The 26,488-nt window shown below is 52.8% G+C and carries 29 protein-coding genes; 19 read left to right on the top strand and 10 right to left on the bottom strand.

Annotation, left to right across the window (positions count from 1 at the left end):
- Nucleotides 1–153: 153 nt before the first annotated feature.
- Both nirD and nirB read right to left on the bottom strand, forming a co-directional pair.
- Nucleotides 154–480: a nitrite reductase small subunit NirD gene (nirD, locus tag EHN07_RS16375; protein ID WP_124025111.1), complete on the bottom strand. Its 327-nt coding sequence runs from the start codon at nucleotides 478–480 to the stop codon at nucleotides 154–156.
- Nucleotides 477–3,029 (bottom strand): nitrite reductase large subunit NirB, encoded by a 2,553-nt coding sequence (gene nirB, locus EHN07_RS16370; RefSeq protein WP_124025110.1) that lies wholly within the window; start codon nucleotides 3,027–3,029, stop codon nucleotides 477–479. The genes nirD and nirB overlap by 4 nt, the downstream gene beginning before the upstream one ends.
- A 167-nt stretch (nucleotides 3,030–3,196) precedes the next feature.
- On the opposite strand from nirB, the gene EHN07_RS16365 reads away from it, so the two are divergent.
- A complete protein-coding gene (locus EHN07_RS16365) occupies nucleotides 3,197–3,385 on the top strand; it encodes a hypothetical protein (RefSeq protein ID WP_124025109.1) in 189 nt (62 codons plus the stop codon).
- Here the strand turns inward: EHN07_RS16365 and tsgA are convergent.
- Entirely contained in the window at nucleotides 3,382–4,566 is a 1,185-nt protein-coding gene (gene tsgA, locus EHN07_RS16360; protein ID WP_124025108.1) for an MFS transporter TsgA, read from the bottom strand. The two genes, EHN07_RS16365 and tsgA, sit on opposite strands and share 4 nt — an antisense overlap.
- A gap of 280 nt (nucleotides 4,567–4,846) precedes the next feature.
- Between tsgA and ppiA the strand changes: the two genes are divergently transcribed.
- From ppiA to argD, 4 genes are all read left to right on the top strand, one after another.
- Nucleotides 4,847–5,419: a peptidylprolyl isomerase A gene (gene ppiA / locus EHN07_RS16355; protein WP_124025107.1), complete on the top strand. Its 573-nt coding sequence runs from the start codon at nucleotides 4,847–4,849 to the stop codon at nucleotides 5,417–5,419.
- Between the two features lie 107 nt (nucleotides 5,420–5,526).
- Nucleotides 5,527–6,129 carry a putative adenosine monophosphate-protein transferase Fic gene (locus tag EHN07_RS16350; RefSeq protein WP_124025106.1) on the top strand — a complete coding sequence of 201 codons (603 nt, stop codon included), beginning with the start codon at nucleotides 5,527–5,529 and terminating at the stop codon, nucleotides 6,127–6,129.
- Nucleotides 6,130–6,161: 32 nt separating this feature from the next.
- On the top strand, nucleotides 6,162–6,725 hold the full coding sequence (gene pabA, locus EHN07_RS16345; RefSeq protein WP_124025105.1) for an aminodeoxychorismate synthase component 2: 564 nt from the start codon (nucleotides 6,162–6,164) through the stop codon (nucleotides 6,723–6,725).
- Nucleotides 6,726–6,812: 87 nt separating this feature from the next.
- Nucleotides 6,813–8,033 (top strand): bifunctional acetylornithine/succinyldiaminopimelate transaminase, encoded by a 1,221-nt coding sequence (gene argD, locus EHN07_RS16340; RefSeq protein ID WP_124025104.1) that lies wholly within the window; start codon nucleotides 6,813–6,815, stop codon nucleotides 8,031–8,033.
- A 3-nt stretch (nucleotides 8,034–8,036) separates the two neighbouring features.
- Here the strand turns inward: argD and EHN07_RS16335 are convergent, their stop codons facing one another.
- Both EHN07_RS16335 and crp read right to left on the bottom strand, forming a co-directional pair.
- On the bottom strand, nucleotides 8,037–10,121 hold the full coding sequence (locus EHN07_RS16335; RefSeq protein ID WP_124025103.1) for a YccS/YhfK family putative transporter: 2,085 nt from the start codon (nucleotides 10,119–10,121) through the stop codon (nucleotides 8,037–8,039).
- Between the two features lie 180 nt (nucleotides 10,122–10,301).
- Nucleotides 10,302–10,934 carry a cAMP-activated global transcriptional regulator CRP gene (gene crp, locus EHN07_RS16330; RefSeq protein WP_003852956.1) on the bottom strand — a complete coding sequence of 211 codons (633 nt, stop codon included), beginning with the start codon at nucleotides 10,932–10,934 and terminating at the stop codon, nucleotides 10,302–10,304.
- A gap of 314 nt (nucleotides 10,935–11,248) precedes the next feature.
- Here crp and EHN07_RS16325 point away from each other — a divergent pair, with 314 nt between their 5' ends.
- A complete protein-coding gene (locus tag EHN07_RS16325; RefSeq protein ID WP_124025112.1) occupies nucleotides 11,249–11,656 on the top strand; it encodes an OsmC family protein in 408 nt (135 codons plus the stop codon).
- A gap of 18 nt (nucleotides 11,657–11,674) precedes the next feature.
- Here EHN07_RS16325 and EHN07_RS16320 read toward each other — a convergent pair whose 3' ends face one another.
- The 3 genes from EHN07_RS16320 to EHN07_RS16310 all read right to left on the bottom strand — a co-directional run bounded on the left by EHN07_RS16320 (nucleotide 11,675) and on the right by EHN07_RS16310 (nucleotide 13,862).
- Nucleotides 11,675–12,553 (bottom strand): phosphoribulokinase, encoded by an 879-nt coding sequence (locus EHN07_RS16320; protein WP_124025102.1) that lies wholly within the window; start codon nucleotides 12,551–12,553, stop codon nucleotides 11,675–11,677.
- A gap of 72 nt (nucleotides 12,554–12,625) precedes the next feature.
- On the bottom strand, nucleotides 12,626–12,844 hold the full coding sequence (locus EHN07_RS16315; protein ID WP_034460225.1) for a YheU family protein: 219 nt from the start codon (nucleotides 12,842–12,844) through the stop codon (nucleotides 12,626–12,628).
- A gap of 1 nt (nucleotide 12,845) precedes the next feature.
- Nucleotides 12,846–13,862 (bottom strand): hydrolase, encoded by a 1,017-nt coding sequence (locus EHN07_RS16310; RefSeq protein WP_124025101.1) that lies wholly within the window; start codon nucleotides 13,860–13,862, stop codon nucleotides 12,846–12,848.
- A 61-nt stretch (nucleotides 13,863–13,923) separates the two neighbouring features.
- On the opposite strand from EHN07_RS16310, the gene EHN07_RS16305 reads away from it, so the two are divergent.
- The gene (locus tag EHN07_RS16305) at nucleotides 13,924–14,523 is read left to right on the top strand and encodes a LysE family translocator (RefSeq protein ID WP_124025100.1); all 600 of its coding nucleotides are present in this window, start codon (nucleotides 13,924–13,926) and stop codon (nucleotides 14,521–14,523) included.
- A gap of 34 nt (nucleotides 14,524–14,557) precedes the next feature.
- Here EHN07_RS16305 and EHN07_RS16300 read toward each other — a convergent pair whose 3' ends face one another.
- Complete coding sequence (locus tag EHN07_RS16300; RefSeq protein WP_124025099.1) at nucleotides 14,558–16,462, bottom strand: ABC transporter ATP-binding protein; 1,905 nt, start codon at nucleotides 16,460–16,462, stop codon at nucleotides 14,558–14,560.
- A 125-nt stretch (nucleotides 16,463–16,587) separates the two neighbouring features.
- Between EHN07_RS16300 and kefG the strand changes: the two genes are divergently transcribed.
- The 4 genes from kefG to slyD all read left to right on the top strand — a co-directional run bounded on the left by kefG (nucleotide 16,588) and on the right by slyD (nucleotide 19,845).
- Nucleotides 16,588–17,139 (top strand): glutathione-regulated potassium-efflux system ancillary protein KefG, encoded by a 552-nt coding sequence (kefG, locus tag EHN07_RS16295; RefSeq protein WP_167467324.1) that lies wholly within the window; start codon nucleotides 16,588–16,590, stop codon nucleotides 17,137–17,139.
- Nucleotides 17,139–18,947 (top strand): glutathione-regulated potassium-efflux system protein KefB, encoded by a 1,809-nt coding sequence (kefB, locus tag EHN07_RS16290; protein ID WP_124025097.1) that lies wholly within the window; start codon nucleotides 17,139–17,141, stop codon nucleotides 18,945–18,947. Before kefG ends, kefB begins: the two co-directional genes overlap by 1 nt.
- A 14-nt stretch (nucleotides 18,948–18,961) precedes the next feature.
- A complete protein-coding gene (locus EHN07_RS16285) occupies nucleotides 18,962–19,162 on the top strand; it encodes a YheV family putative zinc ribbon protein (protein WP_124025096.1) in 201 nt (66 codons plus the stop codon).
- 98 nt (nucleotides 19,163–19,260) lie between these two features.
- Nucleotides 19,261–19,845, top strand: coding sequence for a peptidylprolyl isomerase (gene slyD / locus EHN07_RS16280; protein WP_124025095.1), 585 nt, complete (start codon nucleotides 19,261–19,263; stop codon nucleotides 19,843–19,845).
- Between the two features lie 75 nt (nucleotides 19,846–19,920).
- Here slyD and EHN07_RS16275 read toward each other — a convergent pair whose 3' ends face one another.
- Nucleotides 19,921–20,139, bottom strand: a complete 219-nt coding sequence (locus EHN07_RS16275; protein ID WP_034460204.1) for a protein SlyX — start codon at nucleotides 20,137–20,139, stop codon at nucleotides 19,921–19,923.
- A gap of 226 nt (nucleotides 20,140–20,365) precedes the next feature.
- On the opposite strand from EHN07_RS16275, the gene fkpA reads away from it, so the two are divergent.
- The 8 genes from fkpA to fusA all read left to right on the top strand — a co-directional run bounded on the left by fkpA (nucleotide 20,366) and on the right by fusA (nucleotide 26,394).
- Entirely contained in the window at nucleotides 20,366–21,184 is an 819-nt protein-coding gene (gene fkpA / locus EHN07_RS16270; RefSeq protein ID WP_124025094.1) for an FKBP-type peptidyl-prolyl cis-trans isomerase, read from the top strand.
- 178 nt (nucleotides 21,185–21,362) lie between these two features.
- A complete protein-coding gene (locus EHN07_RS16265) occupies nucleotides 21,363–22,085 on the top strand; it encodes a helix-turn-helix transcriptional regulator (protein WP_034460202.1) in 723 nt (240 codons plus the stop codon).
- The gene (gene tusD / locus EHN07_RS16260; RefSeq protein WP_124025093.1) at nucleotides 22,085–22,471 is read left to right on the top strand and encodes a sulfurtransferase complex subunit TusD; all 387 of its coding nucleotides are present in this window, start codon (nucleotides 22,085–22,087) and stop codon (nucleotides 22,469–22,471) included. Before EHN07_RS16265 ends, tusD begins: the two co-directional genes overlap by 1 nt.
- Nucleotides 22,471–22,830, top strand: a complete 360-nt coding sequence (gene tusC / locus EHN07_RS16255) for a sulfurtransferase complex subunit TusC (protein ID WP_124025092.1) — start codon at nucleotides 22,471–22,473, stop codon at nucleotides 22,828–22,830. Before tusD ends, tusC begins: the two co-directional genes overlap by 1 nt.
- A 6-nt stretch (nucleotides 22,831–22,836) precedes the next feature.
- Nucleotides 22,837–23,124 carry a sulfurtransferase complex subunit TusB gene (gene tusB, locus EHN07_RS16250; RefSeq protein ID WP_124025091.1) on the top strand — a complete coding sequence of 96 codons (288 nt, stop codon included), beginning with the start codon at nucleotides 22,837–22,839 and terminating at the stop codon, nucleotides 23,122–23,124.
- A 126-nt stretch (nucleotides 23,125–23,250) separates the two neighbouring features.
- Complete coding sequence (rpsL, locus tag EHN07_RS16245; RefSeq protein WP_003023654.1) at nucleotides 23,251–23,625, top strand: 30S ribosomal protein S12; 375 nt, start codon at nucleotides 23,251–23,253, stop codon at nucleotides 23,623–23,625.
- Nucleotides 23,626–23,715: 90 nt separating this feature from the next.
- On the top strand, nucleotides 23,716–24,186 hold the full coding sequence (gene rpsG, locus EHN07_RS16240; RefSeq protein ID WP_034499040.1) for a 30S ribosomal protein S7: 471 nt from the start codon (nucleotides 23,716–23,718) through the stop codon (nucleotides 24,184–24,186).
- A gap of 93 nt (nucleotides 24,187–24,279) precedes the next feature.
- Nucleotides 24,280–26,394, top strand: coding sequence for an elongation factor G (gene fusA, locus EHN07_RS16235; RefSeq protein ID WP_124025090.1), 2,115 nt, complete (start codon nucleotides 24,280–24,282; stop codon nucleotides 26,392–26,394).
- The last annotated feature ends 94 nt before the right edge of the window (nucleotides 26,395–26,488 follow it).

Here is a 26,488-nt window from a genome sequence, read left to right as displayed (position 1 = left end):
TTAATGGTCTATGTTCGTTTGGCACAACTCATGAGGTTTGTCATCAGTCTGTAAGTGCAATTGTCCCCTCACCCCGGCCCTCTCTCCAGGGAGAGGGCGAACACCAAATTAATTCCCTCAGGGAGAGGGCAAGGGTGAGGGTTGCTTTAAGTCTTATGCTTTAATCTGAACCTGGCCGTCCTGAACGCGCGCGGGGTAATGCGCAATCGAGCGGCTCTCATCTTCCATACATAGCCCGTCACGCAGTCTGAAGCGCTGCTTTTTCAACGGGCTGGCAACCCACAATTCATTCTGGTGTTCGGCAATCAGGCCGCGTGACAGCACGCTCGCTTCAAAGAACGGGTCAATGTTGCTGATGGCGAAAACCTGCTCGTCGTGACGCGGGCGGAAAATAGCGATCTGCTTAGCACCCACTAACGCGCAAACACCGGTAGCAGGCAGGATGTCGTTTAACTGGCAAACGGTAGTCCACTGGCTCATACATTTTCCTCCACGGCTTCTACCAGAGTGACCGGGATACGCTCATAAGGTGTCGCCGGACGGTGTTGTTCACGCTCGGGCACGACCTGTACGTTCGGGTCGCGCACCGGGCTGTTGATAAAGTGTTTAAAGCGAACCTGCGCTTCCGGGCTGTTAACCGTTTCAGCCCACTCGCAGATGACTTTCTCGCGCAGGCGTTCCAGCTCTGATTCCAGCTGCTCGTTCAGGCCCAGCTTATCTTCGATGATGACCTGTTTCAGATACTCGATGCCGCCTTCCAGGCTATCCAGCCACGGTGCGGTACGGGTCAGCTTGTCGGCGGTGCGGATGTAGAACATCATGAAGCGGTCGAGATATTTAATCAGCGTGTCACGGTCTAAATCAGCGGCCAGTAAATCAGCGTGGCGAGGTTTCATGCCGCCGTTACCGCATACATACAGGTTCCAGCCTTTCTCGGTGGCGATAATGCCGACGTCTTTACCCTGCGCTTCCGCACATTCACGGGTACAGCCGGATACGCCAAACTTCATTTTGTGCGGGGTGCGAATACCTTTGTAACGGTTTTCCAGCTCAACACCGAAGCCAACGCTATCGCCAACGCCGTAACGGCACCAGGTGCTGCCGACGCAGGTTTTCGCCATACGCAGCGCTTTAGCATACGCGTGGCCGGTTTCAAAACCCGCCTCGATCAGCTGACGCCAGATTTCTGGCAAATCATCTTTCTGCGCACCAAACAGGCCGATACGCTGCGAGCCGGTGATTTTGGTGTACAGATTGAATTCGCGCGCGATGCGGCCAACGGTCATCAAGCCTTCCGGCGTGATTTCACCGCCGGCAGAACGAGGAATAACGGAGTAAGTCCCGTCTTTCTGAATGTTGCCGAGGAAGTTGTCGTTGGTGTCCTGCAACGGCGTATGTTGTGGAGCCAGCACATAATCGTTCCAGCAAGAGGCCAGCAGCGAACCGACGGTCGGTTTACAGACTTCACAGCCGTAACCTTTACCGTATTTTCCCAGCAGTTCGTCGAAGGATTTGATGCCTTCAACGCGGATCAGGTGGAATAGCTCCTGGCGTGAGAAGGCGAAGTGCTCACAAAGATTGTGGTTAACTTCGATGCCTTGCTTGCTTAGTTCAGCATTCAAAACCTGGGTGATTAATGGAATACAGCCACCGCAGCCGGTCCCCGCTTTGGTTTCTGCTTTCAGCGCTGCGACCGTATGGCAGCCATTGTTAATGGCTTTAACCAGATGTCCTTTGGTGACATCAAAGCAGGAGCAGATTTGCGCGCTGTCCGGCAGTTTATCCACGCCAATGGCTGGCTTGCCGGAGCTGGCATGGGCCGGGAGAATCAGCGCATCCGGGTTCTCCGGCAGTTCGATGTTATTCAGCACCAGCTGCAGCAGGTTGCCGTAATCGCTGGTGTCACCCACCAGCACGGCACCCAGCAGCGTTTTATTATCGGCGCTGACGATCAGACGTTTATAAACTTCTTTGCTTTCGTCGAGGTAAACATAGCTGCGGCAATCTGGCGTGCGGCCATGGGCATCACCAATCCCGCCGACATCCACGCCGAGCAGTTTCAGCTTGGCGCTCATATCCGCGCCTTCAAAGGCATTTTCTGCGCCGAGCAGGTGATCGGCGGTGACCTGAGCCATTTTGTAGCCAGGTGCCACCAGGCCGAAGGTGCGGTTATTCCAGCTGGCACATTCACCGATAGCGTAAATGTCAGGATCGGAAGTCTGGCAGGTGTCGTTAACCACAATCCCGCCGCGTTGCGCGGTTGCCAGTCCGCACTGAGTCGCCAGCTTGTCGCGTGGGCGGATACCGGTGGAGAAGACGATAAAATCGACTTCCAGGTCGGTGCCATCGGCAAAACGCATGGTTTTACGGGCTTCTTTACCTGTCTGGACGATTTCCTGCGTGTTTTTGCTGGTGTGAACGCGCACGCCCATGCTTTCAATTTTATTGCGCAGCTGCTCGCCACCCATCTGGTCGAGTTGCTCGGCCATCAGCATCGGTGCGAATTCAATCACGTGCGTCTCAACGCCGAGGTTTTTCAGCGCGCCTGCGGCTTCAAGACCCAGCAAACCACCACCAACCACCGCGCCGCGCTTGCTGCGGCGGGCACAGGCTTCGATAGCGTTCAGATCTTCGATGGTACGGTAAACGAAACAGTCTTGTGTTTCGGAGCCTTTAATCGGCGGGATCCACGGGTATGAACCGGTCGCCATGACCAGTTTGTCGTAATACACGGTACGGCCAGTATTCGAGTGAATGACTTTTTCCTGGCGGTTAATGGTGATGGCGCGTTCGCCAACCAGCACTTTTACACCGTGTTTCTCATAGAAACCGTCACGCACCAGGGATAATTCTTCAGCAGTATGATGGGAGAAGTAGGAAGATAAATGCACGCGGTCGTAGGCTTTGCGTGGCTCTTCACAAAAAACGGTGATATCGAATTGGCCTGGCTGGGCTTTATCAAGTAAGTCTTCGATAAAGCGATGGCCGACCATGCCATTACCGATGATTGCGATTTTGACTTTGCTCATAATTGCCTCAATTTCTTTTCTATTACCGCCTACCTTAACGATTCAGCAATGGCGATTATTGATACAAATCAAATACACCCCCATATACCCATTAATGGGTATATTGCTGATTTTTTAGGGTTTTTCTAAGTCGTGGAATTGTCTGGCTATTCCCGTAAGGACAATAAATGTCCTCATTTTTTCTGGGCGTGTTTAAAAGAGGGGCGATTAATCAACAAGGAGTGGATACGCGTCATCTGGCATGGGCATCGAGCCAACATACCGTTCCGATGATTATTCTCAATGCCGGAGGAAAGCCGCAGGGATTAATTTTGGCGGGTGAGTTTTGCCCCCGCCATGACAGCCACTGCCGTTAATGTGTGGCAACGGCAGCGTTATGCTGACGATGTTTTGTGACCAGCCCCAGAATCAGACACATGATAAACACTACCGCGTACAGCGCATTTGCGGTTTGTAGCGCCGCATGCGGGCCGCTGTGTGCCACAATCGGACCGGTTACCACGAAGGTCAGCATGGTACCGATGGTGCCGCAGGTCAGCACAAAGTTAACCAGCTTTGGCGAAGCCACTTTGGTTTGCAAAGAGCCAAGCGTAATCACCGAGGTGTAAATTGCGCTGGAGAAGAAGCCGAGCGCCAGAATAAACCACGCCAGGTGCGCCGGTTCACTTTGGTTGAAGAAGTACATCAGAACGGTTGCCGTTCCCGCCAGCAGGGTCAGAATGCGTTGCAGATCGAAGAAACGCAGAATGGCGCTGAACGCCCACATCCCGAACATATAAGACATCCAGAAATTGCTCACCAGCTGGCCGGCATCATTCAGGTTCATACCCAGGCTTTTGGCGTATTCCGGCACCCAGGAGATAAAGCCCAGCTGGCCGAGGATATAGCACAGTGCGGCAATGGAGAGGAACAGCACGCCGACGCCCCATTTTTCTTTCTCCGCAGCCTGTTCAGTTTTCGCTGCGTGTTTGCCCAAAGCCGGGAAATCACAACCGATAGTCAGAATAAAGATAGCGACATAAACCATGCCGATGCAGACGTAAACCCAATACCAGTTAATGCTGCGCGCCAGCAAAATTGCCGCCAGCATCGGGAAAACCATCCCCGCCATGCTAAAGAAGGAGTCGGTGAACAGCAGGCGTGAACCGCGCTGGCGGCCTTCATAGATATGGGTAATCAGGAAGGTCCCAATCGACATAGTGATACCGCTGACCAGCCCGAGCACAAACATCGCGCTCGAAAATAGCGCCAGGCTATTGCCGAACACCAGTCCGGCCACCGCCAGAATCAGCAGGATAAAACCGAAACGCAGCTGAGTTTTGAGCGGGACAATTTCCATTAACCAGGCGTTGAGGAAAATAGAGATCAGAATGCCGGCATTCAGGAAGGTGAAGGTGTTGCTCATGCTGGAAACGGGAACGTGGAAGTATTCGGCGATATTGCCCATCACCATCCCGGTGACGATCACCAGCGCACCCGTAAGGGCGTAGGAGAAGAAGCTGATCCATGTGAGCTTAATGCGGTTGCTGTTAGTCATGACGAGCCTGTGAATAGAAATGTAAAGTGCTTTGACAGCACCCGAGTAACGTGAATTTTAGTCAAAAACGTGATCCATTAATACAATTTATATATTATTTGCTGCAACGGGATGGGTTTAAAGTGATTGTTATCACGAAAAATTGCGCCATTCGCGAATGGCTTCATTTAACTTGTTGATTTGTGTGAAAGTAAAAAACCGTAAATGGCTGGCGCATAGTTGAGCGCCTCTTTACAATCTAGCCACTGGCCTCATTCACCGCATTCGTAAGGAATTATTCATGCTCAAATCGACTCTGGCGGCTGTAGCAACCGTGTTTGCTCTCACCGCTCTCTCTCCTGCGGCACTCGCTGCTAAAGGCGACCCCCATGTCCTGTTGACGACCTCAGCGGGTGACATTGAGCTTGAGTTAAATAGCCAAAAAGCCCCGGTTTCTGCGAAAAACTTCGTCGATTATGTCAACAGCGGCTTTTACAACAACACCATTTTCCATCGCGTGATCCCAGGCTTTATGCTTCAGGGTGGCGGCTTTACTGAAGATATGAATCAGAAGCAGCCTAATCCACCGATCAAAAACGAAGCCGATAACGGTCTGCGCAATACTCGCGGCACCATTTCAATGGCGCGTACCGCGGCTAAAGACAGTGCAACCAGCCAGTTCTTCATCAACGTGGCGGACAATGCTTTTCTCGACCATGGCCAGCGCGACTTTGGTTACGCGGTATTTGGTAAAGTTGTGAAAGGGATGGAAGTGGCCGATAAGATCTCTCAGGTACAGACGCATGACGTCGGCCCATACCAGAATGTGCCGTCAAAACCTGTCGTTATCCTTTCCGCGAAAGTCCTGCCGTAACTCATTCCTGCGCGGGCAGTTTATGCTCGCGCAAAATCCTGCTTCCAGCACTTCCACCGATTGCTGCTTATACTTGTGGCAACTGAGGGTTATGTTAGGGAGGCATCATGGCAAAGAAACTGACCGACAAACAAAAGTCGCGCCTTTGGCAGCAGCAGCGTAGCCGTTCATTTCAGGCAAGTCAGCGGCTGGATATTCTTGAGCCTCATGCCCAGGATGAAGCCATCGCGCAGCGCGTTGAGGAAATTGAGCTTGGCCCGCTGCATCGCGGATTACCCTGGTTATGCGCTATCCATCAGCAGCTTTTTCAGGATGTTTTCGACTGGGCAGGCGAGCTGCGTGATGTGGATATTTCCAAAGGTGAGACACGGTTCTGCCATTTCGAGTACATCGAAAATGAAGGCAACGACCTGATGCAGGAGCTGGAAGACGAGCATTATCTGGTGGGGCTTGCCAGAGCCGAGTTCGTTCAGCGTCTGGCGCATTACTACTGCGAAATTAACGTCCTTCACCCGTTCTTTGTCGGCAGCGGTCGTGCTCAGCGCGTGTTCTTCGAGCAGTTGGCGATCCATGCGGGTTATGTTCTGGACTGGAAAGACGTCGCCCCTGAAACCTGGCACGCGGCTAATCAGGCCGGGGCTTTGGGGGATTTGGCCGCGCTGGCTGAGATTTTCACTAAAGTGGTGAGCGAAGCGCGCGAAAGCGAATAGAATAGCGCGGTTCTTTTTACCCCGGAGCCGCGATGCTACTGCTTATCGACAATTACGATTCGTTCACCTGGAACCTCTATCAGTACTTTTGCGAACTGGGTGCAGAAGTGGTGGTAAAGCGTAACGATGAACTGACCCTTTCTGATATCAGGGCCCTGGCACCTGAAAAGCTGGTTATCTCACCAGGCCCCTGCACACCTGATGAGGCGGGAATTTCTCTGGCCACGATAAAACACTTTGCCGGGAAGCTGCCGATACTGGGAGTTTGTCTGGGTCATCAGGTCGTTGCTCAGGCATTTGGCGCAGCCATTGTGCGTGCGCAAACCGTAATGCATGGCAAAACATCTGCCATTACGCATAACCATTCTGGCGTATTCCACAACCTGAATAATCCCCTGACAGTCACGCGCTACCACTCTTTGGTGATTGACCCCACAACGTTGCCCGACTGCTTTGAGATAACGGCCTGGACGGATAAACAAGAGATTATGGGGATCCGCCACCGCGAGTTTGATTTGGAAGGGGTGCAATTTCATCCGGAAAGTATTCTTAGCGAGCAGGGGCACCAGCTGTTAGCCAATTTCCTTCAGCGCTGATTTTTATTGCCAGGTAATGATTTTTTATGCATATTTCATGATTATATTTTCATGTCTGTTGTTGCGTAAAAATAGGGTGGCAATTAAATGGCAACTGAACAAGCAGCAATTACCCGTGCGACTTTCGATGAAGTGATTTTGCCGATTTATGCACCGGCAGAGTTTATCCCGGTGAAAGGCAGAGGCAGTCGCGTCTGGGATCAACAAGGTAAAGAGTACGTTGATTTTGCGGGCGGGATTGCCGTCACCGCATTGGGCCACTGCCATCCGGCGTTAGTTGAAGCGTTGAAAACTCAGGGCGAAACGCTGTGGCATACCAGTAACGTTTTCACGAATGAACCCGCGCTGCGCCTGGCCCGTAAGCTTATTGCTGCCACTTTTGCTGAGCGCGTGCTGTTTATGAACTCCGGCACCGAAGCCAACGAAACCGCGTTTAAACTGGCTCGTTACTACGCTTCTACTCGCCATAGCCCGTATAAAACCAAAATTATTGCCTTCCATAACGCGTTCCATGGCCGTTCGCTGTTTACCGTTTCTGTTGGTGGGCAGCCGAAGTATTCCGATGGCTTTGGCCCGAAACCTGCCGATATTATCCATGTGCCGTTTAACGATCTGCACGCGGTAAAAGCCGTGATGGATGACCACACTTGCGCAATTGTAGTCGAGCCGATTCAGGGTGAGGGCGGCGTAACGGCGGCGACGCCTGAATTCTTGCAAGGCTTGCGCGACCTGTGCGACGAATACAAAGCCTTGTTGGTATTTGATGAAGTGCAGTGTGGTATGGGGCGCATCGGTGAGCTGTTTGCTTATATGCACTACGGCGTGACGCCCGATATTTTGACCAGCGCGAAGGCCCTCGGCGGCGGCTTCCCGGTCAGCGTGATGCTGACGACCCAGGATATCGCCTCGGCGTTCCATGTCGGCACACACGGTTCTACCTATGGCGGAAACCCGCTGGCCTGCGCGGTCGCCGGTGCGGCGTTTGATATCATCAATACGTCTGAGGTGTTGAACGGGGTTATGGCAAAACGCCAGCAGTTCATCAGGCATTTGCAGCAAATCGACCAGCAGTTCGATCTGTTCAGCGACATTCGCGGCATGGGGCTGCTGATTGGCGCCGAGCTGAAGCCTCACTACCAGGGCCGCGCGCGCGAGTTCCTGTATGCGGCAGCACAGGCGGGCGTAATGGTACTGAACGCGGGGCCAGACGTGATGCGTTTTGCCCCGGCGCTGATCGTTGAAGAGGCTGATATCGACGAAGGGATGAAGCGCTTTGCTAACGCGGTCGCTAAGGTCATCAAAGGTTAACCATCAGCCGGGCCGCCGCAGGCGGTTCAGCCAGATCCCATGATGTGGCCGCTGGCGCCATGCAACAGACGAGATCGTGTGCATGGTGCTGAGGTGCGCCAGTATCCGCTGTAAATGCTGCTCCATGGTACTTAACGGCCCGCCCGGAAGCCCTTCCAGCGGGTCCAGAATATTCGCATCCTGAGTTTCTCCCGGCCCATCATATTGCAGCCGCTGCTGGCAGCGTTGCAGCGCAATCTCACAAGATTGCAAATAGCGTTGGGCGAGGTCCGGCGTCAGCATGGTGTGCTCGCGAGCCAGCGTCGTCATCGCATTGATATGCTCGACGATAAACTGGCTGTGCGTCACCCATAGCTTCATATCCGCCAGATAGTCTGAGTTAAATCCGGGTTCCTGCATCGCCTGATTGAGGGAGTTAAACAGGGCGTTATGTGCCTGGTTGACCTTCATGCGCTCGTAAGCGAGCGGCGTAGGTTGCGGGTCATGGCTCAGAATCAGGCGAATCGCATTTTGATCCCTTTCCAGCGCGTCATGGGCGTTCTGGCGCAGCAGGCCGCTCTGCCACTGTGGCCACAGCCACACCATACCGCCGAAGGCTATCAGACAGCCCAGCAGGGTATCTATCAGGCGCGGAACGATATACTGCCCGGCGCTTAGCGTGAGTAATTGCAGGGTATAAACAGCGGTGACCGTAAAGCCAATCGTCGCCCAGCCGTAGTTTTTGCGAATAAACAGATAGCTGACCAGGGTAATGAGCAGCATGGCCCCCAGCGCAATACTTTGTGGGAAGTGGACGTGCAGGGCGATACCGGCGATAGCCAGGCCCGCAATAGTGCCCGCTGAACGGTGAAGAATACGGACGCGCGTAGCGCCATAGCCATTTTGCGTGACAAACATCACCGTCATTAATATCCAGTAAGGCTTAGGCAGATGTAAAAAGGCGCCTAACAGACTGGCGATGGTGAGCATTACGCCTAGTCTTGCGGCATTACGTAGCGCCGCCGATCGCAAAGATAAATAGCTTTTTAGCGCCGCCCACAGCGGCAAATGGCGTTGTCGGTCTTCCATCAGGTCACGGATATACAGCGGGCGCTGGGTACGCAGCACGCGTGCGACGCGGCTGAAGTGGTAATGGCAAAATTGCCCTACCGGGTTATCGGGATTCTGACGGGCGATTTTCTCCAGCGCGTCGATCTGCTTTTCCATGGTGAAGCGCCGGGGGAAGCGATGGTAAAGGATATCGTCTGCCAGCACGCGTAATCGTGCCGCGATGGTGCGGGCATTCCAGCGAATCACCGCTTCGGCGTGGCTTTTTTCAACGAGTTTTTGCACCTCGGCAGGTTGATGCAGGCTGACCGAAATATGCTCCTGTAAATCCAGCGCGACCTGAAATACCCGCAGTAAACGCTTGTAGCCGTTTTGCTGGTTTGCCGCCAGCATATGCAGCTGCTGGTAGCAGACGGTAATCAGATCGACCGCTTTTTGCTGGCGGGCTAGCAGCGGAGGCAGCGCCTTTTCAGGATCGGTATGCTGCGTCAGCATGCCGTATTTCGCTTCGCAATAATCCGCCAGCTGGCGATAGAGCAGGCTTAATGATTCGCGCAGCGGCTGTTCACGCCACACCCAGAACCAAAACCAGTTAAACACGCCGTACCAGACGGTGCCGCAGACATACAGCAGCATCGGCTGCCAGACGGGCATATTCCCGGCCATGCTGAGCGTGAAGATGGCGGCTATCAGTGAGGCGGGAAGCAGACGAGCATGGAGAGCGCTGATTTCCGCCGTTATCCCCAGCAGGAGCGCCATCGCCATGAGGATCACGGGCAGCGGCACGGTGGTATAGAGCAGTAAGAGCTGCATAATCAAACTGCTGATGGCAAACAGGCTGCCGCCAACGATCAGACGTTTAAAAAAGCGCTTATGGGGCGTATCAAGGCCCGCAATGTTGCAGCAGGCGGGGACTAATGAGAACAGCAGGCCAGACTGGAGCGCGTCGAAGAGTAAACCTGCTGCCACCGGAAGGCACAGCACCAGCGTTTGCCGCAGTGCGTAATTAACTTCTGGATGGTAGATCAGCCGTCGCCACATTTGCTCGTCATACTTCAAGTTGCAGGGTTGTTGGTTCCCCAGTCACTTACTTTAGTAAGCTCCTGGGGATTCCTGAGCTTACTGCCCACCTGCAACATGAATTATTTAGAGCAAGTGAGGGAAGTGTAGAGACAAAAAAGGCGTGTTATGAAGCAAACACGCCATTTTTTGAGACGGAGATTAACGAGTGCCGTAGACGACGATCGTTTTACCGTGAGCGGAGATCAGGTTTTGATCTTCCAGCATTTTCAAGATACGACCTACGGTTTCGCGAGAGCAGCCCACGATCTGACCGATTTCCTGACGGGTAATTTTAATCTGCATACCGTCCGGGTGGGTCATGGCATCAGGTTGTTTAGCCAGGTTCAGCAGCGTCTGTGCGATACGACCAGTCACATCAAGGAATGCCAGGTTACCGACTTTTTCAGAAGTGACTTGCAGACGGCGGGCCATCTGTGAAGAGAGGCGCATCAAAATGTCCGGGTTGACCTGAATCAGCTGGCGGAATTTTTTATACGAAATTTCAGCCACTTCACAAGCACTTTTAGCGCGAACCCAGGCACTACGCTCCTGACCTTCTTCGAACAGCCCTAACTCGCCGATAAAATCGCCCTGATTCAGATAGGAGAGGATCATTTCCTTGCCCTCTTCATCTTTGATCAGGACAGCCACAGAACCCTTGACGATGTAATACAGCGTCTCTGCTTTTTCACCCTGATGAATCAGTGTGCTCTTCGATGGATATTTATGAATATGGCAATGGGACAAGAACCATTCGAGAGTCGGGTCTGTTTGCGGTTTGCCAAGCACCATGCGCGGTTATCCTCTGTTTTATAACTGGCTACCAACGACAGGACGCTAAACATCCTGTCTGGCGTTGCAAGTATTAGAATGTTCCCCACCTTGGGGAGGTGGCATGCAAGTCATTCTTGCTGCCTGTAATTAGTGATGTCCTCTGCTTACATGCATTACGTCAATGTATCGATGCAGCATCGGGATTGTTTTAGCATAGCTTTTGACAAGTGTCTTCTATTGTCTCGTTTCAGCATGACGCAGGTCGCCTTCCGTTGCCAGAATTGCTGGATCTGCGTACTCTGAAAGGTAATTTTCCCGGAGGAGTGAACAACATGCAGGCACGAGTGAAATGGGTTGAAGGATTAACTTTTCTCGGAGAGTCCGCATCAGGACACCAGATTCTGATGGACGGTAATTCTGGCGATAAAGCCCCCAGCCCGATGGAGATGGTGTTGATGGCCGCTGGCGGTTGTAGTGCAATTGATGTGGTGTCGATTTTACAAAAAGGCCGCTACAACGTGACGGATTGTGAAGTAAAACTGACTTCCGAGCGCCGTGAAGAAGCCCCGCGTCTGTTCACGCATATCAATCTGCATTTCATCGTGACGGGCAAAGAGCTAAAAGATAACGCGGTTTCCCGCGCGGTAGACCTGTCTGCTGAGAAGTACTGCTCTGTGGCGCTGATGCTGGAAAAAGCAGTGAATATCACCCACAGCTACCAAGTCATTGAAGCTCAGTGAGTGACAAAAGGGCGGTGATTAGCCGCCCTGATTAATCTTGCGACCTTCTGCCAGGCGTTTAACTAACGGCGTCATAATCAGCTCCATCGCCAGCCCCATTTTGCCGCCCGGCACCACTAATGTATTGATATGAGAAATAAATGAGCCTTGCAGCATGGCGAGCAAATAGGGAAAATCGATGTCATCCAGCCCGCGAAAATGAATCACCACAAAGCTTTCATCCAGAGACGGAATACCGCGCGCGGCAAACGGGTTAGAGGTATCTACCGTAGGGACGCGCTGGAAGTTGATGTGCGTGCGGGAAAACTGCGGCGTGATGTAATTGATGTAATCGTCCATTGAGCGCACCACGGAATCCATTACCGCTTCACGGGAATGCCCGCGCTCGCTGGTATCGCGCACCAGTTTTTGTATCCACTCCAGGTTCACAATCGGCACTACGCCTACCAGCAAATCAACGGCATTCGCGACGTCGTGCTGCGGGGTAACGACTCCGCCATGCAAGCCTTCATAAAACAAAACATCCGTTGGTTCCGGCAAGGGCTGCCATGGCGTAAAGGTTCCCGGAATCTGGTTCCAGGGTACGGCCTCATCGTAAGTGTGCAGATATTTACGTGACTGGCCCTGGCCGGAGTTTCCGTACTCAATAAACGTCTGCTCCAGCAAGCCAAAGTCGTTGGCTTCCGGGCCGAAGTAGCTGATATGGCGGCCAAGATCGCGCGCTTTACGAATCGCCATATCCATTTCAGGACGGGTGAAACGGTGGAAGCTGTCACCTTCGACTTCCGCCGCGCGCAGATTTAACTGCTGGAAGATTTTACGAAAGGCAATGCTGGTGGTGGTCGTTCCCGCGCCGCTGGAACCTGTTACGGCAATAACCGGATGTTTGGCTGACATAAGGCAACAACTCCATGGGTAGTAGCAAGTTTGGTGGGGTGCAGGCAGTTGTATTATGCAGTATAGGCAGGCTTAGCCGCGAAATTGCCCGCGCGCCATGATATTCACCGTTTCATGAAGTTCTGACCATACCAGCACCGCCTCACCGCTTTGCAGCTGGCGCTTAACATCAGCCACCTTTTGCTCAAGTGAACGCTCTTGTTCACCATAATCGGTGCCCTCGCGTAATACAAAGGATTCAATCAGATTATCAAGCGTTTCGGGCGGTAGGTCTTGCCAGGGGATCATCATATTAGGGGTCCAGAAATTGCGACAGCCACTGCGGAATGCGCTGCTCAAGCCACATTTCAGGGCGGCGCAGCGTGCCGCCCACAAACCCAACGTGGCCACCGTAGCGCGTCAGTTGATACTCGATATTCGCCGGTAATGTTGCTTTATCCGGGATCACATGATGATCCATAAACGGATCATCTTTTGCATGGATGATAAGCGTAGGCGCTTTGATTTGCGGCAGCAACGGCATGGCGCTGCATTGACGGTAATAGTCGATAGCATCGGCAAAGCCGTGAATCTTCGAGGTAATCAAATCATCAAACTCGCGCAGGCGGCGCATCCCTTTAAGCTGGCGCAGATCTACCGGGAGCGAGCCTGGATAACTTCTCAGCTTGCGTGCGGCATTTTTCTTCAGCAGATTCAAAAGATAGTGCTGATAGACGCGGGAGAAACCTTTCTCAATGTGCTTGCTGCAATGCTCCAGCATCAATGGTGCTGAAACCACCACGCCGGCCTGCAAAGCGCAGTCGGCCCCCTGTCGGGCCATCAGGCAGGCGAGCATATTCCCACCGAGCGAAAATCCGACCGCCGCCGTTGGCACTTTGCCGTAACGGGTGCTGAGCCAGTTTAAGAAGTAGCTGCCGTCTTCGGTTTCGCCAGAGTGATAAATACGCTTCATGCGATTTGGTACGCCGCTACAGCCGCGGAAATGCATCACCACGCCTAACCAGCCTTGTTTACTGGCGGCCTCAATTAAGCCGTGGGCATACGGACTGTGCAGGCTGCCTTCAAGCCCATGAAAAACGACTAACCGTGGTTTATGCATGGCCAGGCGCGGGTCTTCGCTCCAGGCAAGGTCGACAAAATCCCCGTCCGGCATGTCCAGACGCTGCCAGTGAGGTTTGAAATTAAGGCGACGGCGAATCAACCGCGGAAGCATAGTTTGCAGGTGCGGGTTACTGACACCCCTCAACGGACGAAACTGCTCATCTTCCAGGTGATGAAAATTCAATACTGCGGGACTTGTCGTGGCCATATCACACTGTTAGTTTCATTTAGTTTGCTAATTAACTTACCGGGTGTGGAACACCCATTTCATGGAAACGCTTTTTTTCTCAATGCTGGGTTTTTTATGGGTCGCGGCGATTACACCTGGCCCAAACAATATGTTACTGACTTCTTCCGGCGCCAATTACGGCTTTATGCGCACCATTCCGTTGATGATTGGCATCATGCTTGGGATGCAATGCATTCTGCTGCTGGTGGCCTTCGGCGTCGGTAGCTTAATCCTTTTATATCCTGCTTTGCACCTTATCCTGAAAATAGCCGGGAGTGCTTACCTGTTATGGCTGGCCTGGAAAATCGGCACCGCGACCTATGAAAAACTGGAAACCGATGCGCCGCCTCCGGTTCCCATTCCATTCTGGCAGGGCGGCTTACTTCAGGTCATCAACCCTAAAGCCTGGCTGATGGCGCTGGGTGCCGTGGCCAGTTTTAGCCTTGCTGGCGCTCAGTACCTGCATTCCGTGGTGTTAATCAGCATCGGTATTGCGCTGGTTAACATTGTTGCGGGTATTATCTGGATTGCGTTCGGCAGTATGATTGGCAAACTGCTGCGCAGCCGCCGCGCCTGGACAATCTTTAACGTATTTATGGGACTGCTGACGGCGGCGTGCGTATTGCTGATTTGGCATTGAGTGCTCTGGCCTCACTTTGGGTGAGGCCAGACTGTCATTCGGCCTGCATCATCTGCTCCAGCTGGTCTTGCGCGTCCAGCCACTCCATCTCGCACTCTTCCAGCGCTGCCTTTACTTTTACCTGGGTTTGCAGGCATGCGGTCATTTCGGCTTTGCGGCTCTGCTCGTAAATCGCGCTGTCAGCCAGCTTTTCTTCAACTTCCGCAAGCTGTGCATTCAGCTTTTCCATCTGCTTTTCAAGCTGAGTGATTTGCTTACGCAGCGGCTGAGTTTGCGTACGCAATTCTGCTTCACGGCGTTTCTGATCTTTACGAGCCTGTGCGCTGTTGAGGTTATCTTTAGCTGAATCAAGCGGCTGGTTTTCCTGTTTTTGCAGATCCACCAGCCACTGCTGGTAATCTTCCAGATCGCCATCAAAGGCTTCGACTTTACCGCCGTGCACCAGATAGAGGTCGTCGGTGGTGGAACGCAGCAGATGGCGATCGTGCGAAACCACAACCAGCGCTCCTTCGAAATCGATCAGCGCTTCGGTTAATGCCTGGCGCATGTCGAGATCGAGGTGGTTGGTCGGTTCATCGAGCAGCAACAGGTTAGGGCGCTGCCAGACCACCAGCGCCAGCACCAGCCGTGCTTTTTCACCGCCGGAGAAACGCGCGGTTTGCTCGGTGACTTTATCGCCCCGGAAACCAAAACCGCCCAGGTAGTCACGCAGCTGCTGCTCAAGCTCCTTCGGCGCAATGCGCGCCAGGTGTTGCAGCGGCGACTCATCGGCACGTAAATATTCCAGCTGATGCTGGGCGAAATAGCCAAGCTTGATGCCTTTTGCCAGACCAATATCGCCCTGCAATGGCTGAATTTCTTCTGCCAACAGTTTTATCAGCGTCGATTTACCGGCGCCGTTGCGGCCAAGCAGGCCGATGCGCGAGCCGGGAACCAGATTCAGTTTGATAGAATCCAGGATCACGCGCTCGCCGTAACCCGCGCTAACTTTTTCCATGCGCAGCAGCGGGTTCGGCAAACTTTCCGGGGTGCGGAAGCTAAAGTGGAACGGGTTATCGACATGCGCCGGAGCAATCAGCTCCATGCGTTCGAGCATCTTCACGCGGCTTTGCGCCTGTTTTGCTTTACTGGCTTTGGCCTTGAAACGGTCGATAAAGCTTTGCAGGTGAGCGACTCGCTCCTGCTGGCTTTCATACATTGACTGCTGCTGAGCCAGGCGCGTCGCGCGCTGGCCTTCGAACGATGAGTAGTTGCCGGTGTACTCAAACATCGACTCTTGTTCGATATGAATAATCTTGCCGACGACCGGATCGAGGAAGTCACGATCGTGGGAAATCAGAATTAACGTGCCCTGATAACTTTTCAGCCAGCGTTCGAGCCAGATAACAGCATCTAAGTCCAGGTGGTTAGTCGGTTCATCGAGCAGCAGTAAATCGGAACGGCAAATCAGGGCTTGAGCGAGGTTCAGACGCATACGCCAGCCGCCGGAGAAATCACTCACCGGGCGCTCAAGCTGTTCGTTGCTGAAGCCTAAACCATGCAGCAAACTTGAGGCACGCGAGCGAATCGTCCAGGCATCAACCGCATCAAGCTTGCCGTGAACCAGCGCGATAGCGTGACCGTCGTTGCGCTCATTGGCGGCGGCCAGTTCCGCTTCAAGCTGGCGGAATTCGCGGTCGCCATCAATAACATATTCAATGGCAGGCATCGCCAGCGCAGGGGTTTCCTGGTTTACCCAGGCCAGCGCCCAGTTGCCCGGATAGGTCATGCTGCCGCCATCGGCGCCGATCTCGTTCTTCAGTAGCGCCAGCAGCGTGGATTTACCGCAGCCGTTTTTACCCACCAGGCCCACTTTCTGGCCTGGATTGATGGTGGCGGTGGCGTTATCCAGCAGAACGCGGGTGCCGCGACGAATTTGTAACGAGGAGAAAACAATCATAAAGCGCCGTATGTTCAGAGTATGTTAAATTGTGATTATATTAAGGTAACGTGATGCTATTGGCAGCGCGTCGGGCTGCATGGTAGCCCAATTTAAAGACGATGACGACGCCCTGGAGGGGAATGATGTCGCAGCCGCCGAAAGTTTTGCTGCTATATGCCCATCCGGAGTCACAGGACTCGGTCGCCAACCGCGTCTTACTCCAGCCGGCGCAGCAGCTTGCTAATGTCACTGTGCATGACCTTTATGCGCACTATCCTGACTTTTTTATCGATATCTATCGCGAGCAGGCATTACTGCAACAGCATGATGTCATTGTTTTCCAGCATCCTCTTTATACCTATAGCTGCCCGGCATTGCTCAAAGAGTGGCTGGATCGCGTGCTAAGCCGCGGCTTTGCCAGCGGCGTTGGAGGCACCGCTCTGGCGGGAAAGTACTGGCGTAGTGTGATAACCACCGGCGAGCCGGAGGGCGCTTATCGGCATGACGGCTTTAACCGCTTCCCGCTGACCGATATTTTACGTCCCTTTGAGCTGACCGCCGCGATGTGCCGTATGCACTGGATGAATCCGATGATTGTTTACTGGGCGCGCCGCCAGTCTCCACAGGAGCTTGCCAGCCACGCGAAGGCGTATGGCGAGTGGCTGGCCTCTCCGACATTACCAGGAGGCCGCTGATGGAAGGATCTGACGTCCTGCTGGCAGGCGTGCTGTTTTTATTTGCGGCGGTGGTGGCGGTGCCCATTGCTGCCAGGCTAGGAATTGGCGCGGTGATCGGCTATTTGCTGGCGGGTATTGCTATCGGGCCGTGGGGGCTAGGTTTTATCAGCGACGTGGATGAAATTCTCCACTTCTCGGAGCTTGGCGTAGTGTTCCTGATGTTTATCATCGGGCTGGAGCTGAACCCGTCCAAACTTTGGCAGCTCCGGCGTTCTATCTTTGGCGTGGGTGCTGCGCAGGTGTTACTCAGCGCCGTGGTACTGGCTGGGTTGCTGATGCTAACGCAGTTTTCCTGGCAGGCGGCGGTGATTGGCGGCCTTGGGCTGGCGATGTCATCTACTGCGATGGCGTTACAGCTGATGCGCGATAAGGGCATGAACCGCAATGAATCCGGCCAGCTCGGTTTTTCTGTGCTGCTGTTCCAGGATTTAGCGGTTATTCCGGCGATCGCGCTGGTGCCGCTGTTGGCCGGGAATGACGGTGGGCATACCGACTGGATAAAAATAGGCTTTAAAGTTCTGGCATTCGCCGCCATGTTGATTGGCGGCCGTTACCTGTTAAAGCCACTGTTTCGCTTTATTGCGGGTTCCGGCGTGCGCGAGGTCTTTACCGCCGCGGCGCTGCTGCTGGTGCTCGGCTCGGCACTATTTATGGATGCGCTGGGCTTTTCAATGGCGCTCGGCACTTTTATCGCCGGCGTTCTGCTGGCTGAAAGCGAGTATCGCCACGAGCTGGAGATCGCCATCGATCCCTTTAAAGGCTTATTGCTGGGGTTGTTCTTTATCTCCGTAGGCATGGCGTTAAACCTGGGCGTGCTTTATACCCATATTCTCTGGGTGGTTTTAGGTGTCGTGGTGCTGGTGGCCGTGAAGGCCGCGGTTCTGTATAGCCTGGCGTGGCATTTTGGGTTACGCCGCTCCGAACGGCTGCAGTTTTCCGGCGTGTTAAGCCAGGGCGGGGAGTTCGCTTTCGTCCTGTTTTCTACCGCGTCATCGCAAAAACTGTTCAGCGGCGACCAGATGCCGCTGTTGCTGGTGACCGTCACGCTGTCAATGATGACCACGCCATTGCTGATGAAGGGCATCGATGCCCTTCTTGCGCGGCGCTTCAACGTTATTGATGATGAAAACGATGAAAAACCGCATGTGGAAGACGACCAGCCACAGGTCATTGTTGTTGGCTTTGGGCGCTTCGGCCAGGTGATTGGCCGCCTGTTGATGGCGAACAAAATGCGCATTACGGTGCTTGAGCGGGATATCAGCTCCGTTAGCCTGATGCGCAAATACGGCTATAAGGTTTATTACGGCGATGCCACCGAACTTGAGCTGCTGCGTTCAGCGGGCGCCGGGAGCGCAAAATCTATCGTGATCACCTGTAATGAACCGGAAGACACGCTGAAGATCGTGCATTTGTGTCAACAACACTTTCCACATCTGGCGATTCTGGCGCGCGCCAGAGGGCGTGTAGAAGCGCACGAATTGCTGCAGGCTGGGGTTACGCAATTCTCACGCGAGACGTTTTCCAGCGCGCTGGAGTTAGGGCGTAAGGCGCTGATGACCCTGGGCATGCACCCGCATCAGGCGCATCGTGCGCAGCTGCACTTCCGGCGTCTGGATATGAGCATGCTGCGTGAGTTAATGCCGATTCATACCGATAACGCACAAATTTCCAGAGTGCGCGAAGCGCGTCGTGAATTGGAGGAGATTTTCGAACGCGAGATGCAGCAGGAACGTCGACAGTACGATGGTTGGGATGAATTTGAATAAAGAAGGTGAAGCGAATGTCGGTGCGTAAACGTTTTATTGCCGGGGCCGTGTGTCCCGAGTGTCAGACGCGAGATTCCCTCGCGATGTGGCGTGAGAATAATGTCGATATTGTTGAGTGTGTTAATTGCGGCCATCAGATGCGTGAAGCGGATAAACAAGCGCGCGAGCACGTTCGCGAACAAGAGCAAGTTATCGGGATTTTCCATCCGGACTAGCGAGATGCCCCAGCTTTTTTTAAGCTTAGGGGTACACCGGCGCTAAATTCCGCTACAATCGGCGCCAGTTTTTTTCTCACGCTCGCTCAGGAGATATCATGAAAGTAGCAAAAGACCTGGTGGTCAGCCTGGCCTATCAGGTACGTACAGAAGACGGTGTGTTGGTTGATGAGTCTCCGGTGAGTGCGCCGCTGGACTATCTGCATGGTCACGGCTCCCTGATTTCTGGTCTGGAAACCGCGCTGGAAGGCCACATTGTTGGCGACCGTTTCGACGTGAACGTTGGCGCAAATGACGCTTACGGCCAGTACGACGAGAACCTGGTTCAGCGCGTACCGAAAGACGTCTTTATGGGCGTTGACGAACTGGAAGTGGGTATGCGCTTTATGGCTGATACCGACCAGGGGCCGGTACCGGTAGAAATTACCGCGGTTGAAGATGAGCACGTTGTTGTCGATGGCAACCACATGCTGGCAGGCCAAAACCTGAGCTTCAACGTAGAAGTGATTGCCATCCGTGAAGCCACGGCTGAAGAGCTGGCTCATGGCCACGTTCACGGCGAGCACGATCATCACCACGACCATGGTGAAGGCGGCTGCTGCGGCGGTCACGGCCATGACCACGGCGACCATGAACATGGTAAAGGTGGTTGCGGCGGTAATGGCGGCTGCGGTTGCCATTAATCGGCTAACGATTAAAGTTACAAAAAGAGGCGTGTCGGTGACACGCCTCTTTTTTTATCACGGCTATACGACTAACTAGTAGTGCGGCGGTGGCGTCTCTTCGGCTTCCGAGGCGACCATTGAAGGCTGGCTGGCTTTTAGCTTTTCAACCAGCAAACGGAAATGCTCGCGTAGTTTGACCATCTCCAGTTCGTGAGCCGTTACCGTCTGATTTAACTCTTCTATCGTAATCTCCTGGAAAGCGAGACGACTCTCAAGTTCTTCCAGTCGTTGTTCGGTCGATTTTTGCTGCATGGCGAATACTCCTGGCCTGCGGATGGACAATTTCCGGCGATTCTACTGAAAAATCCTGCTGGTTACAGCGCCGTTTTACTCAGCACGAAACTTCTTTATACAAAAAGAGTCTGAATTTGTCTCGATAAGGCGCGGAGAGATTGTGTAGATTTCTTCCACGACGTTATAGTACGTCTCTTAGTTGATAATAACCTTGGGGTTAGAGGCCCCGGCCCTGGAGAAATGGATGAAATCACTGTTTAAAGTAACGCTACTGGCGACCACGATGGCCGTTGCCCTGAGCGCTCCGGCGTTCGCTGCCCCGGCAGCTGCGGCTAAAGAGGCTGCGGCTCCTGCTGCCAGCAACGCGGCATTCAAAAATGACGACCAGAAATCTGCGTATGCATTGGGTGCTTCGCTGGGCCGTTACATGGAAAATTCACTGAAAGAACAAGAAAAACTGGGGATCACGCTGGATAAGAATCAGCTTATCGCCGGTGTTCAGGATGCCTTTGCGGATAAGAGCAAATTATCTGACCAGGAAATCGAGCAGACGCTGCAGGCTTTCGAAGCGCGCGTGAAGGCTTCGGCCCAGGCGAAGATGGAAAAAGACGCTAAAGAAAACGCCGATAAAGGCAAAGCTTTCCGCGATACTTTCGCCAAAGAGAAAGGCGTGAAAACTTCCTCTACTGGCCTGATGTACAAAATCGACAAAGCCGGTACCGGTGAAGCGCCGACAGATAGCGACACGGTCGTGGTGAACTACAAAGGTACGCTTATCGACGGTAAAGAGTTTGATAACTCTTATACCCGCGGTGAGCCACTCTCTTTCCGTCTTGATGGCGTTATCCCAGGCTGGACTGAAGGCCTGAAGAACCTGAAGAAAGGCGGCAAGATCAAACTGGTTATTCCACCAGAGCTGGCCTACGGCAAAACTGGCGTTCCGGGAATTCCGGCTAACTCCACGCTGGTGTTTGACGTTGAGCTGCTGGATATTAAGCCTGCACCAAAAGCAGATGCCAAACCAGAAGCTGCGCCTGAAGCGGATGCAGCGAAGAGCAAATAAGATATGTTTAACCGCCGTCCTCAGGGGCGGCGGTTTTTTATTTGAGGCCGGATAGAATAAAAGCTGGAAAGCGCATCTTCCACTGTATTACCTTAGCAGACGGCGTTTCAACTGAGTATGAGTCTGCCCTGATACAATTTAAGCACGACAGGCTCTCTGTAGAGGGTGGTATCTTTAAATGTCCAATTCGCTTTTAACCAATGAAACCAGTGAGCTTGACTTACTGGACCAGCGTCCTTTTGAACAAACCGACTTTGAAATATTAAAATCCTACGAAGCGGTAGTGGACGGGTTAGCGATGCTGATTGGTTCTCATTGTGAAATTGTGTTGCACTCGCTGCAGGATCTGAAATGTTCCGCTATCCGTATTGCGAATGGTGAACACACCGGGCGTAAAATTGGCTCGCCGATTACCGATCTTGCCTTGCGTATGCTGCACGATATGACAGGTGCTGACAGTAGCGTTTCTAAATGCTATTTCACCCGTGCAAAAAGTGGCGTCCTGATGAAATCCGAGACGATTGCGATCCGCAATCGTGACGAGCGGGTGATCGGCCTGCTGTGTATCAATATCAATCTTGATGTGCCGTTCTCGCAAATTATGTCGACGTTTATTCCGCCGGAAACCCCAGAAGTGGCCTCTTCGGTAAACTTTGCCTCCTCGGTGGAAGATCTGGTGATGCAGGCGCTGGAATTCACGATTGAAGAAGTGAATGCCGATCGCAATGTCTCTAACAACGCCAAAAATCGACAGATTGTGCTGAACCTGTATGAGAAAGGTATCTTTGATATCAAAGACGCGATTAACCAGGTTGCCGATCGTTTGAATATTTCCAAGCACACGGTTTATCTCTATATCCGCCAGTTCAAAAACGGTGATTTCCAGGGGCAGGATAAGTAATGCGTTTTGCCATCCTGGTAACAGGCCCGGCTTACGGTACGCAGCAGGCGAGCAGCGCGTTGCAATTTTCGCAGGCGGTTATTGCCGAAGGGCACACGCTCGAAAGCGTGTTCTTCTACCGTGAGGGGGTTTACAACGCCAACCAGCTAACCTCTCCTGCCAGCGATGAATTCGATCTGGTTCGCGGCTGGCAGCAGCTTAATGTGCAGCATGGTGTTGAATTGCATATCTGCGTGGCAGCGGCGCTGCGCCGTGGCGTGGCCGACGAAACGCAAGCCGGGCAGCTCGGTTTACCCTGCCACAATTTGCAGCCTGGCTTCACGCTTAGCGGGCTGGGCGCGTTGGCACAGGCTTCGCTCACCTGCGACAGAACGGTGCAATTCTGATGAAGCGTGTCGCATTTGTGTTTAAATCAGCTCCTCACGGGAGCGCCAGCGGCCGTGAAGGCTTAGATGCATTGTTGGCTACCTCAGCATTATCTGAGGAGATTGGCGTATTCTTCATCGGTGACGGCGTGATGCAACTGCTTCCCGGTCAGCAACCCGGCCTTATCCTTGCCAGAGATTACATCGCCACATTTCGTGTGCTGCCGCTGTATGATATTGAGCAGTGTTATCTGTGCGCGGCTTCTGTCCGCGAGCGGGGGCTATCACCCGCCAGCGCCTGGGTGCTTGATGTCAAACCCCTTGAGCCTGATGCGTTGCGCGAAATACTGCATCAGTTTGACGTGGTGCTAACTTTCTGAGGCGATATGCTGCATATTTTACACCATTCCCCCTTTCAGACCGATTTTGACGCGCTGCTGCGCTGCGTTAAGCAGGGGGACGAAATTTTATTGCTGCAGGATGCGGTCATTGCCGCACTCACCGGCACCCGAGCTCTTGATTTACTGCACGCCGCCCCCATTTCTGTGTATGCTCTGCAGGAAGATATCGAGGCTCGCGGCTTGTCTGCTCAAATTTCAACCGGGATAGGCAAGGTCAGCTATACTGATTTCGTCAGATTAACGGTTAAACACGAACAGCAAATATCCTGGTAAAATCCAGGATCGTTGTATATTTCTTGACACCTTTTCGGCTCAGCCCTAAAATTCTGCGTCCTCATATTATATGAGGTCGTTTTATTACGTGTTTACGAAGCAAAAGCTAAAACCAGGAGCTATTTAATGGCAACAGTTAACCAGCTGGTTCGCAAACCACGCGCTCGCAAAGTTGCAAAAAGCAACGTGCCAGCGCTGGAAGCCTGCCCGCAGAAACGTGGTGTATGTACTCGTGTATATACCACCACTCCTAAGAAACCAAACTCCGCACTGCGTAAAGTATGCCGTGTGCGTTTGACTAACGGTTTTGAAGTGACCTCCTACATCGGTGGTGAAGGTCACAACCTGCAGGAACACTCCGTGATCCTGATCCGTGGTGGTCGTGTAAAAGACTTGCCAGGTGTTCGTTACCACACCGTTCGTGGTGCACTTGACTGCTCCGGCGTTAAAGACCGTAAGCAATCTCGTTCTAAGTACGGCGTGAAGCGTCCTAAGGCTTAATGGTTTCCGTTAAGTAAGGCCAAACGTTTTAAATAAATGTCAAACTCAATAGAGTTTTGGACAACCCTGAATTAACAACGGAGTATTCCCATGCCACGTCGTCGCGTCATTGGTCAACGTAAAATTCTGCCAGATCCTAAGTTCGGATCAGAGTTGCTGGCCAAATTTGTAAACATTCTGATGGTAGATGGTAAGAAATCTACTGCTGAATCTATCGTGTATACCGCGCTGGAGACCCTGGCTCAGCGTTCTGGTAAACAAGCTCTGGAAGCTTTCGAAGTCGCTCTGGACAACGTTCGTCCGACTGTCGAAGTTAAGTCCCGCCGTGTTGGTGGTTCTACTTATCAGGTTCCAGTAGAAGTACGTCCGGTTCGTCGTAATGCTCTGGCAATGCGTTGGATCGTAGAAGCTGCTCGTAAACGCGGTGATAAATCCATGGCTCTTCGCCTGGCGAACGAACTTTCTGATGCTGCAGAGAACAAAGGTACTGCAGTTAAGAAACGTGAAGACGTTCACCGTATGGCTGAAGCCAACAAGGCGTTCGCTCACTACCGTTGGTAATCCCTTCGGAGTGTTAGTCACCAGGCGGGCGCTTCATGTGAGCTGCCCGCTTTGGGTTACTTAAATGAACGTCCCAGGATATAGAGGAATCAAATGGCTCGTAAAACACCCATTGAGCGTTACCGTAACATTGGTATCAGTGCTCACATCGACGCCGGTAAGACTACTACTACCGAACGTGTTCTGTTCTACACCGGTGTAAACCACAAAATCGGTGAAGTTCATGATGGCGCAGCCACCATGGACTGGATGGAGCAGGAGCAGGAACGTGGTATTACCATCACGTCCGCTGCGACCACCTGTTTCTGGTCAGGTATGGCCAAACAGTTCGAACCACACCACATCAACATCATCGACACCCCAGGGCACGTTGACTTCACCATCGAAGTTGAACGTTCCATGCGTGTGCTTGACGGTGCGGTAATGGTTTACTGTGCTGTTGGTGGTGTTCAGCCACAGTCTGAGACCGTATGGCGTCAGGCTAACAAATACAAAGTTCCACGTATCGCGTTCGTTAACAAAATGGACCGTATGGGTGCTAACTTCCTGAAAGTTGTTGATCAGATTGAAAAACGTCTGGGCGCAACTCCGGTGCCTCTGCAATTGGCAATCGGCGCGGAAGAGAAATTCACCGGTGTTGTTGACCTGGTGAAAATGAAAGCCATCAACTGGAACGAAGCCGATCAGGGCGTGACCTTCGAATACGAAGAGATCCCAGCTGATATGCAGGAACTGGCCGAAGAATGGCGCCAGAAACTGGTTGAAGCCGCTGCTGAAGGTTCTGACGAACTGATGGAGAAATTCTTTGGTGGCGAAGAGCTGACTGAAGAAGAGATCAAAACTTCTCTGCGTAAGCGCGTACTGAACAACGAAATTATCTTGGTTACCTGTGGTTCTGCATTTAAGAACAAAGGTGTTCAGGCGATGCTGGATGCGGTTGTTGAATACCTGCCAGCTCCAACTGACGTTACTGCGATTAACGGTATGCTGGACGACGGTAAAGACACTCCGGCTGTTCGTCACTCTGACGACAACGAGCCGTTTGCTGCTCTGGCGTTCAAAATCGCAACTGACCCGTTTGTTGGTAACCTGACCTTCTTCCGCGTTTACTCTGGCGTGGTTAACTCTGGTGACACCGTGTTCAACCCGGTGAAATCAGCACGTGAGCGTCTGGGCCGTATCGTACAGATGCACGCCAACAAACGTGAAGAGATCAAAGAAGTTCGCGCGGGTGATATCGCTGCAGCTATCGGTCTGAAAGAAGTGACTACCGGTGATACCCTGTGCGACCAGGACAATGTGATCATTCTGGAGCGCATGGAATTCCCTGAGCCAGTAATTTCGATCGCAGTTGAACCAAAAACCAAAGCTGACCAGGAAAAAATGGGTCTGGCTCTGGGTCGTCTGGCTAAAGAAGATCCATCATTCCGCGTATGGACTGATGAAGAGTCTAACCAGACTATCATCGCTGGTATGGGTGAGCTTCACCTCGACATCATCGTTGACCGTATGAAACGTGAATTCAACGTTGAAGCTAACGTGGGTAAACCTCAGGTTGCTTACCGTGAAGCGATTCGCGCGAAAGTTACCGATATTGAAGGTAAACACGCTAAGCAGTCTGGTGGTCGTGGTCAGTTCGGTCATGTTGTTATCGACATGTACCCACTGGAGCCGGGCTCGAATCCGAAAGGTTACGAGTTCGTCAACGACATCAAAGGTGGTGTGATCCCAACGGAATACATCCCTGCTGTTGATAAAGGTATCCAGGAGCAGCTGAAGTCTGGTCCTCTGGCGGGTTACCCAGTAGTAGATCTCGGCGTGCGTCTGCACTTCGGTTCTTACCACGACGTTGACTCCTCCGAACTGGCGTTTAAACTGGCCGCTTCTATTGCCTTCAAAGATGGCTTTAAGAAAGCGAAACCAGTTCTGCTTGAGCCTATCATGAAGGTTGAAGTGGAAACCCCAGAAGAGAACACCGGTGACGTTATCGGTGACCTCAGCCGTCGTCGTGGTCAGCTGAAAGGTCAGGAATCTAACGCTACTGGCGTTCAGATTCACGCTGAAGTTCCGTTGTCTGAAATGTTCGGTTACGCAACTCAACTGCGTTCACTGACCAAAGGTCGTGCATCTTACTCCATGGAATTCCTGAAGTATGATGACGCGCCAAACAACGTAGCTCAGGCCGTAATCGAAGCTCGCGGTAAATAAGCCCCGGGTTTTAAAAAACATTGATCCCGTGCTCTCTCCAGAAGGGGAGAGCGCAACAGTAAGGAATATAGCCGTGTCTAAAGAAAAATTTGAA

The sequence above is a fragment of the Buttiauxella warmboldiae genome, from assembly GCF_003818135.1.
GTDB classification, from domain to species: Bacteria; Pseudomonadota; Gammaproteobacteria; order Enterobacterales; family Enterobacteriaceae; genus Buttiauxella; species Buttiauxella warmboldiae.
The sequence above is the reverse complement of the archived record's forward strand: the minus strand, read 5'-3'. Positions and strand labels throughout refer to the sequence as shown.

What these genes read in the sequence shown, in the direction of transcription:
- EHN07_RS16275 (WP_034460204.1), bottom strand. Translation starts at nt 20,139, where the DNA reads ATGCAGCAAAAATCGACCGAACAACGACTGGAAGAACTTGAGAGTCGT.
- EHN07_RS16305 (WP_124025100.1), top strand. Translation starts at nt 13,924, where the DNA reads ATGGAAACGCTTTTTTTCTCAATGCTGGGTTTTTTATGGGTCGCGGCG.
- rpsL (WP_003023654.1), top strand. Translation starts at nt 23,251, where the DNA reads ATGGCAACAGTTAACCAGCTGGTTCGCAAACCACGCGCTCGCAAAGTT.
- EHN07_RS16300 (WP_124025099.1), bottom strand. Translation starts at nt 16,462, where the DNA reads ATGATTGTTTTCTCCTCGTTACAAATTCGTCGCGGCACCCGCGTTCTG.
- ppiA (WP_124025107.1), top strand. Translation starts at nt 4,847, where the DNA reads ATGCTCAAATCGACTCTGGCGGCTGTAGCAACCGTGTTTGCTCTCACC.
- EHN07_RS16320 (WP_124025102.1), bottom strand. Translation starts at nt 12,553, where the DNA reads ATGTCAGCCAAACATCCGGTTATTGCCGTAACAGGTTCCAGCGGCGCG.
- EHN07_RS16315 (WP_034460225.1), bottom strand. Translation starts at nt 12,844, where the DNA reads ATGATGATCCCCTGGCAAGACCTACCGCCCGAAACGCTTGATAATCTG.
- tsgA (WP_124025108.1), bottom strand. Translation starts at nt 4,566, where the DNA reads ATGACTAACAGCAACCGCATTAAGCTCACATGGATCAGCTTCTTCTCC.
- kefG (WP_167467324.1), top strand. Translation starts at nt 16,588, where the DNA reads ATGTCGCAGCCGCCGAAAGTTTTGCTGCTATATGCCCATCCGGAGTCA.
- EHN07_RS16285 (WP_124025096.1), top strand. Translation starts at nt 18,962, where the DNA reads ATGTCGGTGCGTAAACGTTTTATTGCCGGGGCCGTGTGTCCCGAGTGT.
- nirD (WP_124025111.1), bottom strand. Translation starts at nt 480, where the DNA reads ATGAGCCAGTGGACTACCGTTTGCCAGTTAAACGACATCCTGCCTGCT.
- crp (WP_003852956.1), bottom strand. Translation starts at nt 10,934, where the DNA reads ATGGTGCTTGGCAAACCGCAAACAGACCCGACTCTCGAATGGTTCTTG.
- EHN07_RS16265 (WP_034460202.1), top strand. Translation starts at nt 21,363, where the DNA reads ATGTCCAATTCGCTTTTAACCAATGAAACCAGTGAGCTTGACTTACTG.
- EHN07_RS16325 (WP_124025112.1), top strand. Translation starts at nt 11,249, where the DNA reads ATGCAGGCACGAGTGAAATGGGTTGAAGGATTAACTTTTCTCGGAGAG.
- argD (WP_124025104.1), top strand. Translation starts at nt 6,813, where the DNA reads ATGGCAACTGAACAAGCAGCAATTACCCGTGCGACTTTCGATGAAGTG.
- EHN07_RS16350 (WP_124025106.1), top strand. Translation starts at nt 5,527, where the DNA reads ATGGCAAAGAAACTGACCGACAAACAAAAGTCGCGCCTTTGGCAGCAG.
- kefB (WP_124025097.1), top strand. Translation starts at nt 17,139, where the DNA reads ATGGAAGGATCTGACGTCCTGCTGGCAGGCGTGCTGTTTTTATTTGCG.
- nirB (WP_124025110.1), bottom strand. Translation starts at nt 3,029, where the DNA reads ATGAGCAAAGTCAAAATCGCAATCATCGGTAATGGCATGGTCGGCCAT.
- slyD (WP_124025095.1), top strand. Translation starts at nt 19,261, where the DNA reads ATGAAAGTAGCAAAAGACCTGGTGGTCAGCCTGGCCTATCAGGTACGT.
- EHN07_RS16335 (WP_124025103.1), bottom strand. Translation starts at nt 10,121, where the DNA reads ATGTGGCGACGGCTGATCTACCATCCAGAAGTTAATTACGCACTGCGG.
- rpsG (WP_034499040.1), top strand. Translation starts at nt 23,716, where the DNA reads ATGCCACGTCGTCGCGTCATTGGTCAACGTAAAATTCTGCCAGATCCT.
- tusD (WP_124025093.1), top strand. Translation starts at nt 22,085, where the DNA reads ATGCGTTTTGCCATCCTGGTAACAGGCCCGGCTTACGGTACGCAGCAG.
- tusC (WP_124025092.1), top strand. Translation starts at nt 22,471, where the DNA reads ATGAAGCGTGTCGCATTTGTGTTTAAATCAGCTCCTCACGGGAGCGCC.
- fkpA (WP_124025094.1), top strand. Translation starts at nt 20,366, where the DNA reads ATGAAATCACTGTTTAAAGTAACGCTACTGGCGACCACGATGGCCGTT.
- tusB (WP_124025091.1), top strand. Translation starts at nt 22,837, where the DNA reads ATGCTGCATATTTTACACCATTCCCCCTTTCAGACCGATTTTGACGCG.
- fusA (WP_124025090.1), top strand. Translation starts at nt 24,280, where the DNA reads ATGGCTCGTAAAACACCCATTGAGCGTTACCGTAACATTGGTATCAGT.
- EHN07_RS16310 (WP_124025101.1), bottom strand. Translation starts at nt 13,862, where the DNA reads ATGGCCACGACAAGTCCCGCAGTATTGAATTTTCATCACCTGGAAGAT.
- EHN07_RS16365 (WP_124025109.1), top strand. Translation starts at nt 3,197, where the DNA reads ATGTCCTCATTTTTTCTGGGCGTGTTTAAAAGAGGGGCGATTAATCAA.
- pabA (WP_124025105.1), top strand. Translation starts at nt 6,162, where the DNA reads ATGCTACTGCTTATCGACAATTACGATTCGTTCACCTGGAACCTCTAT.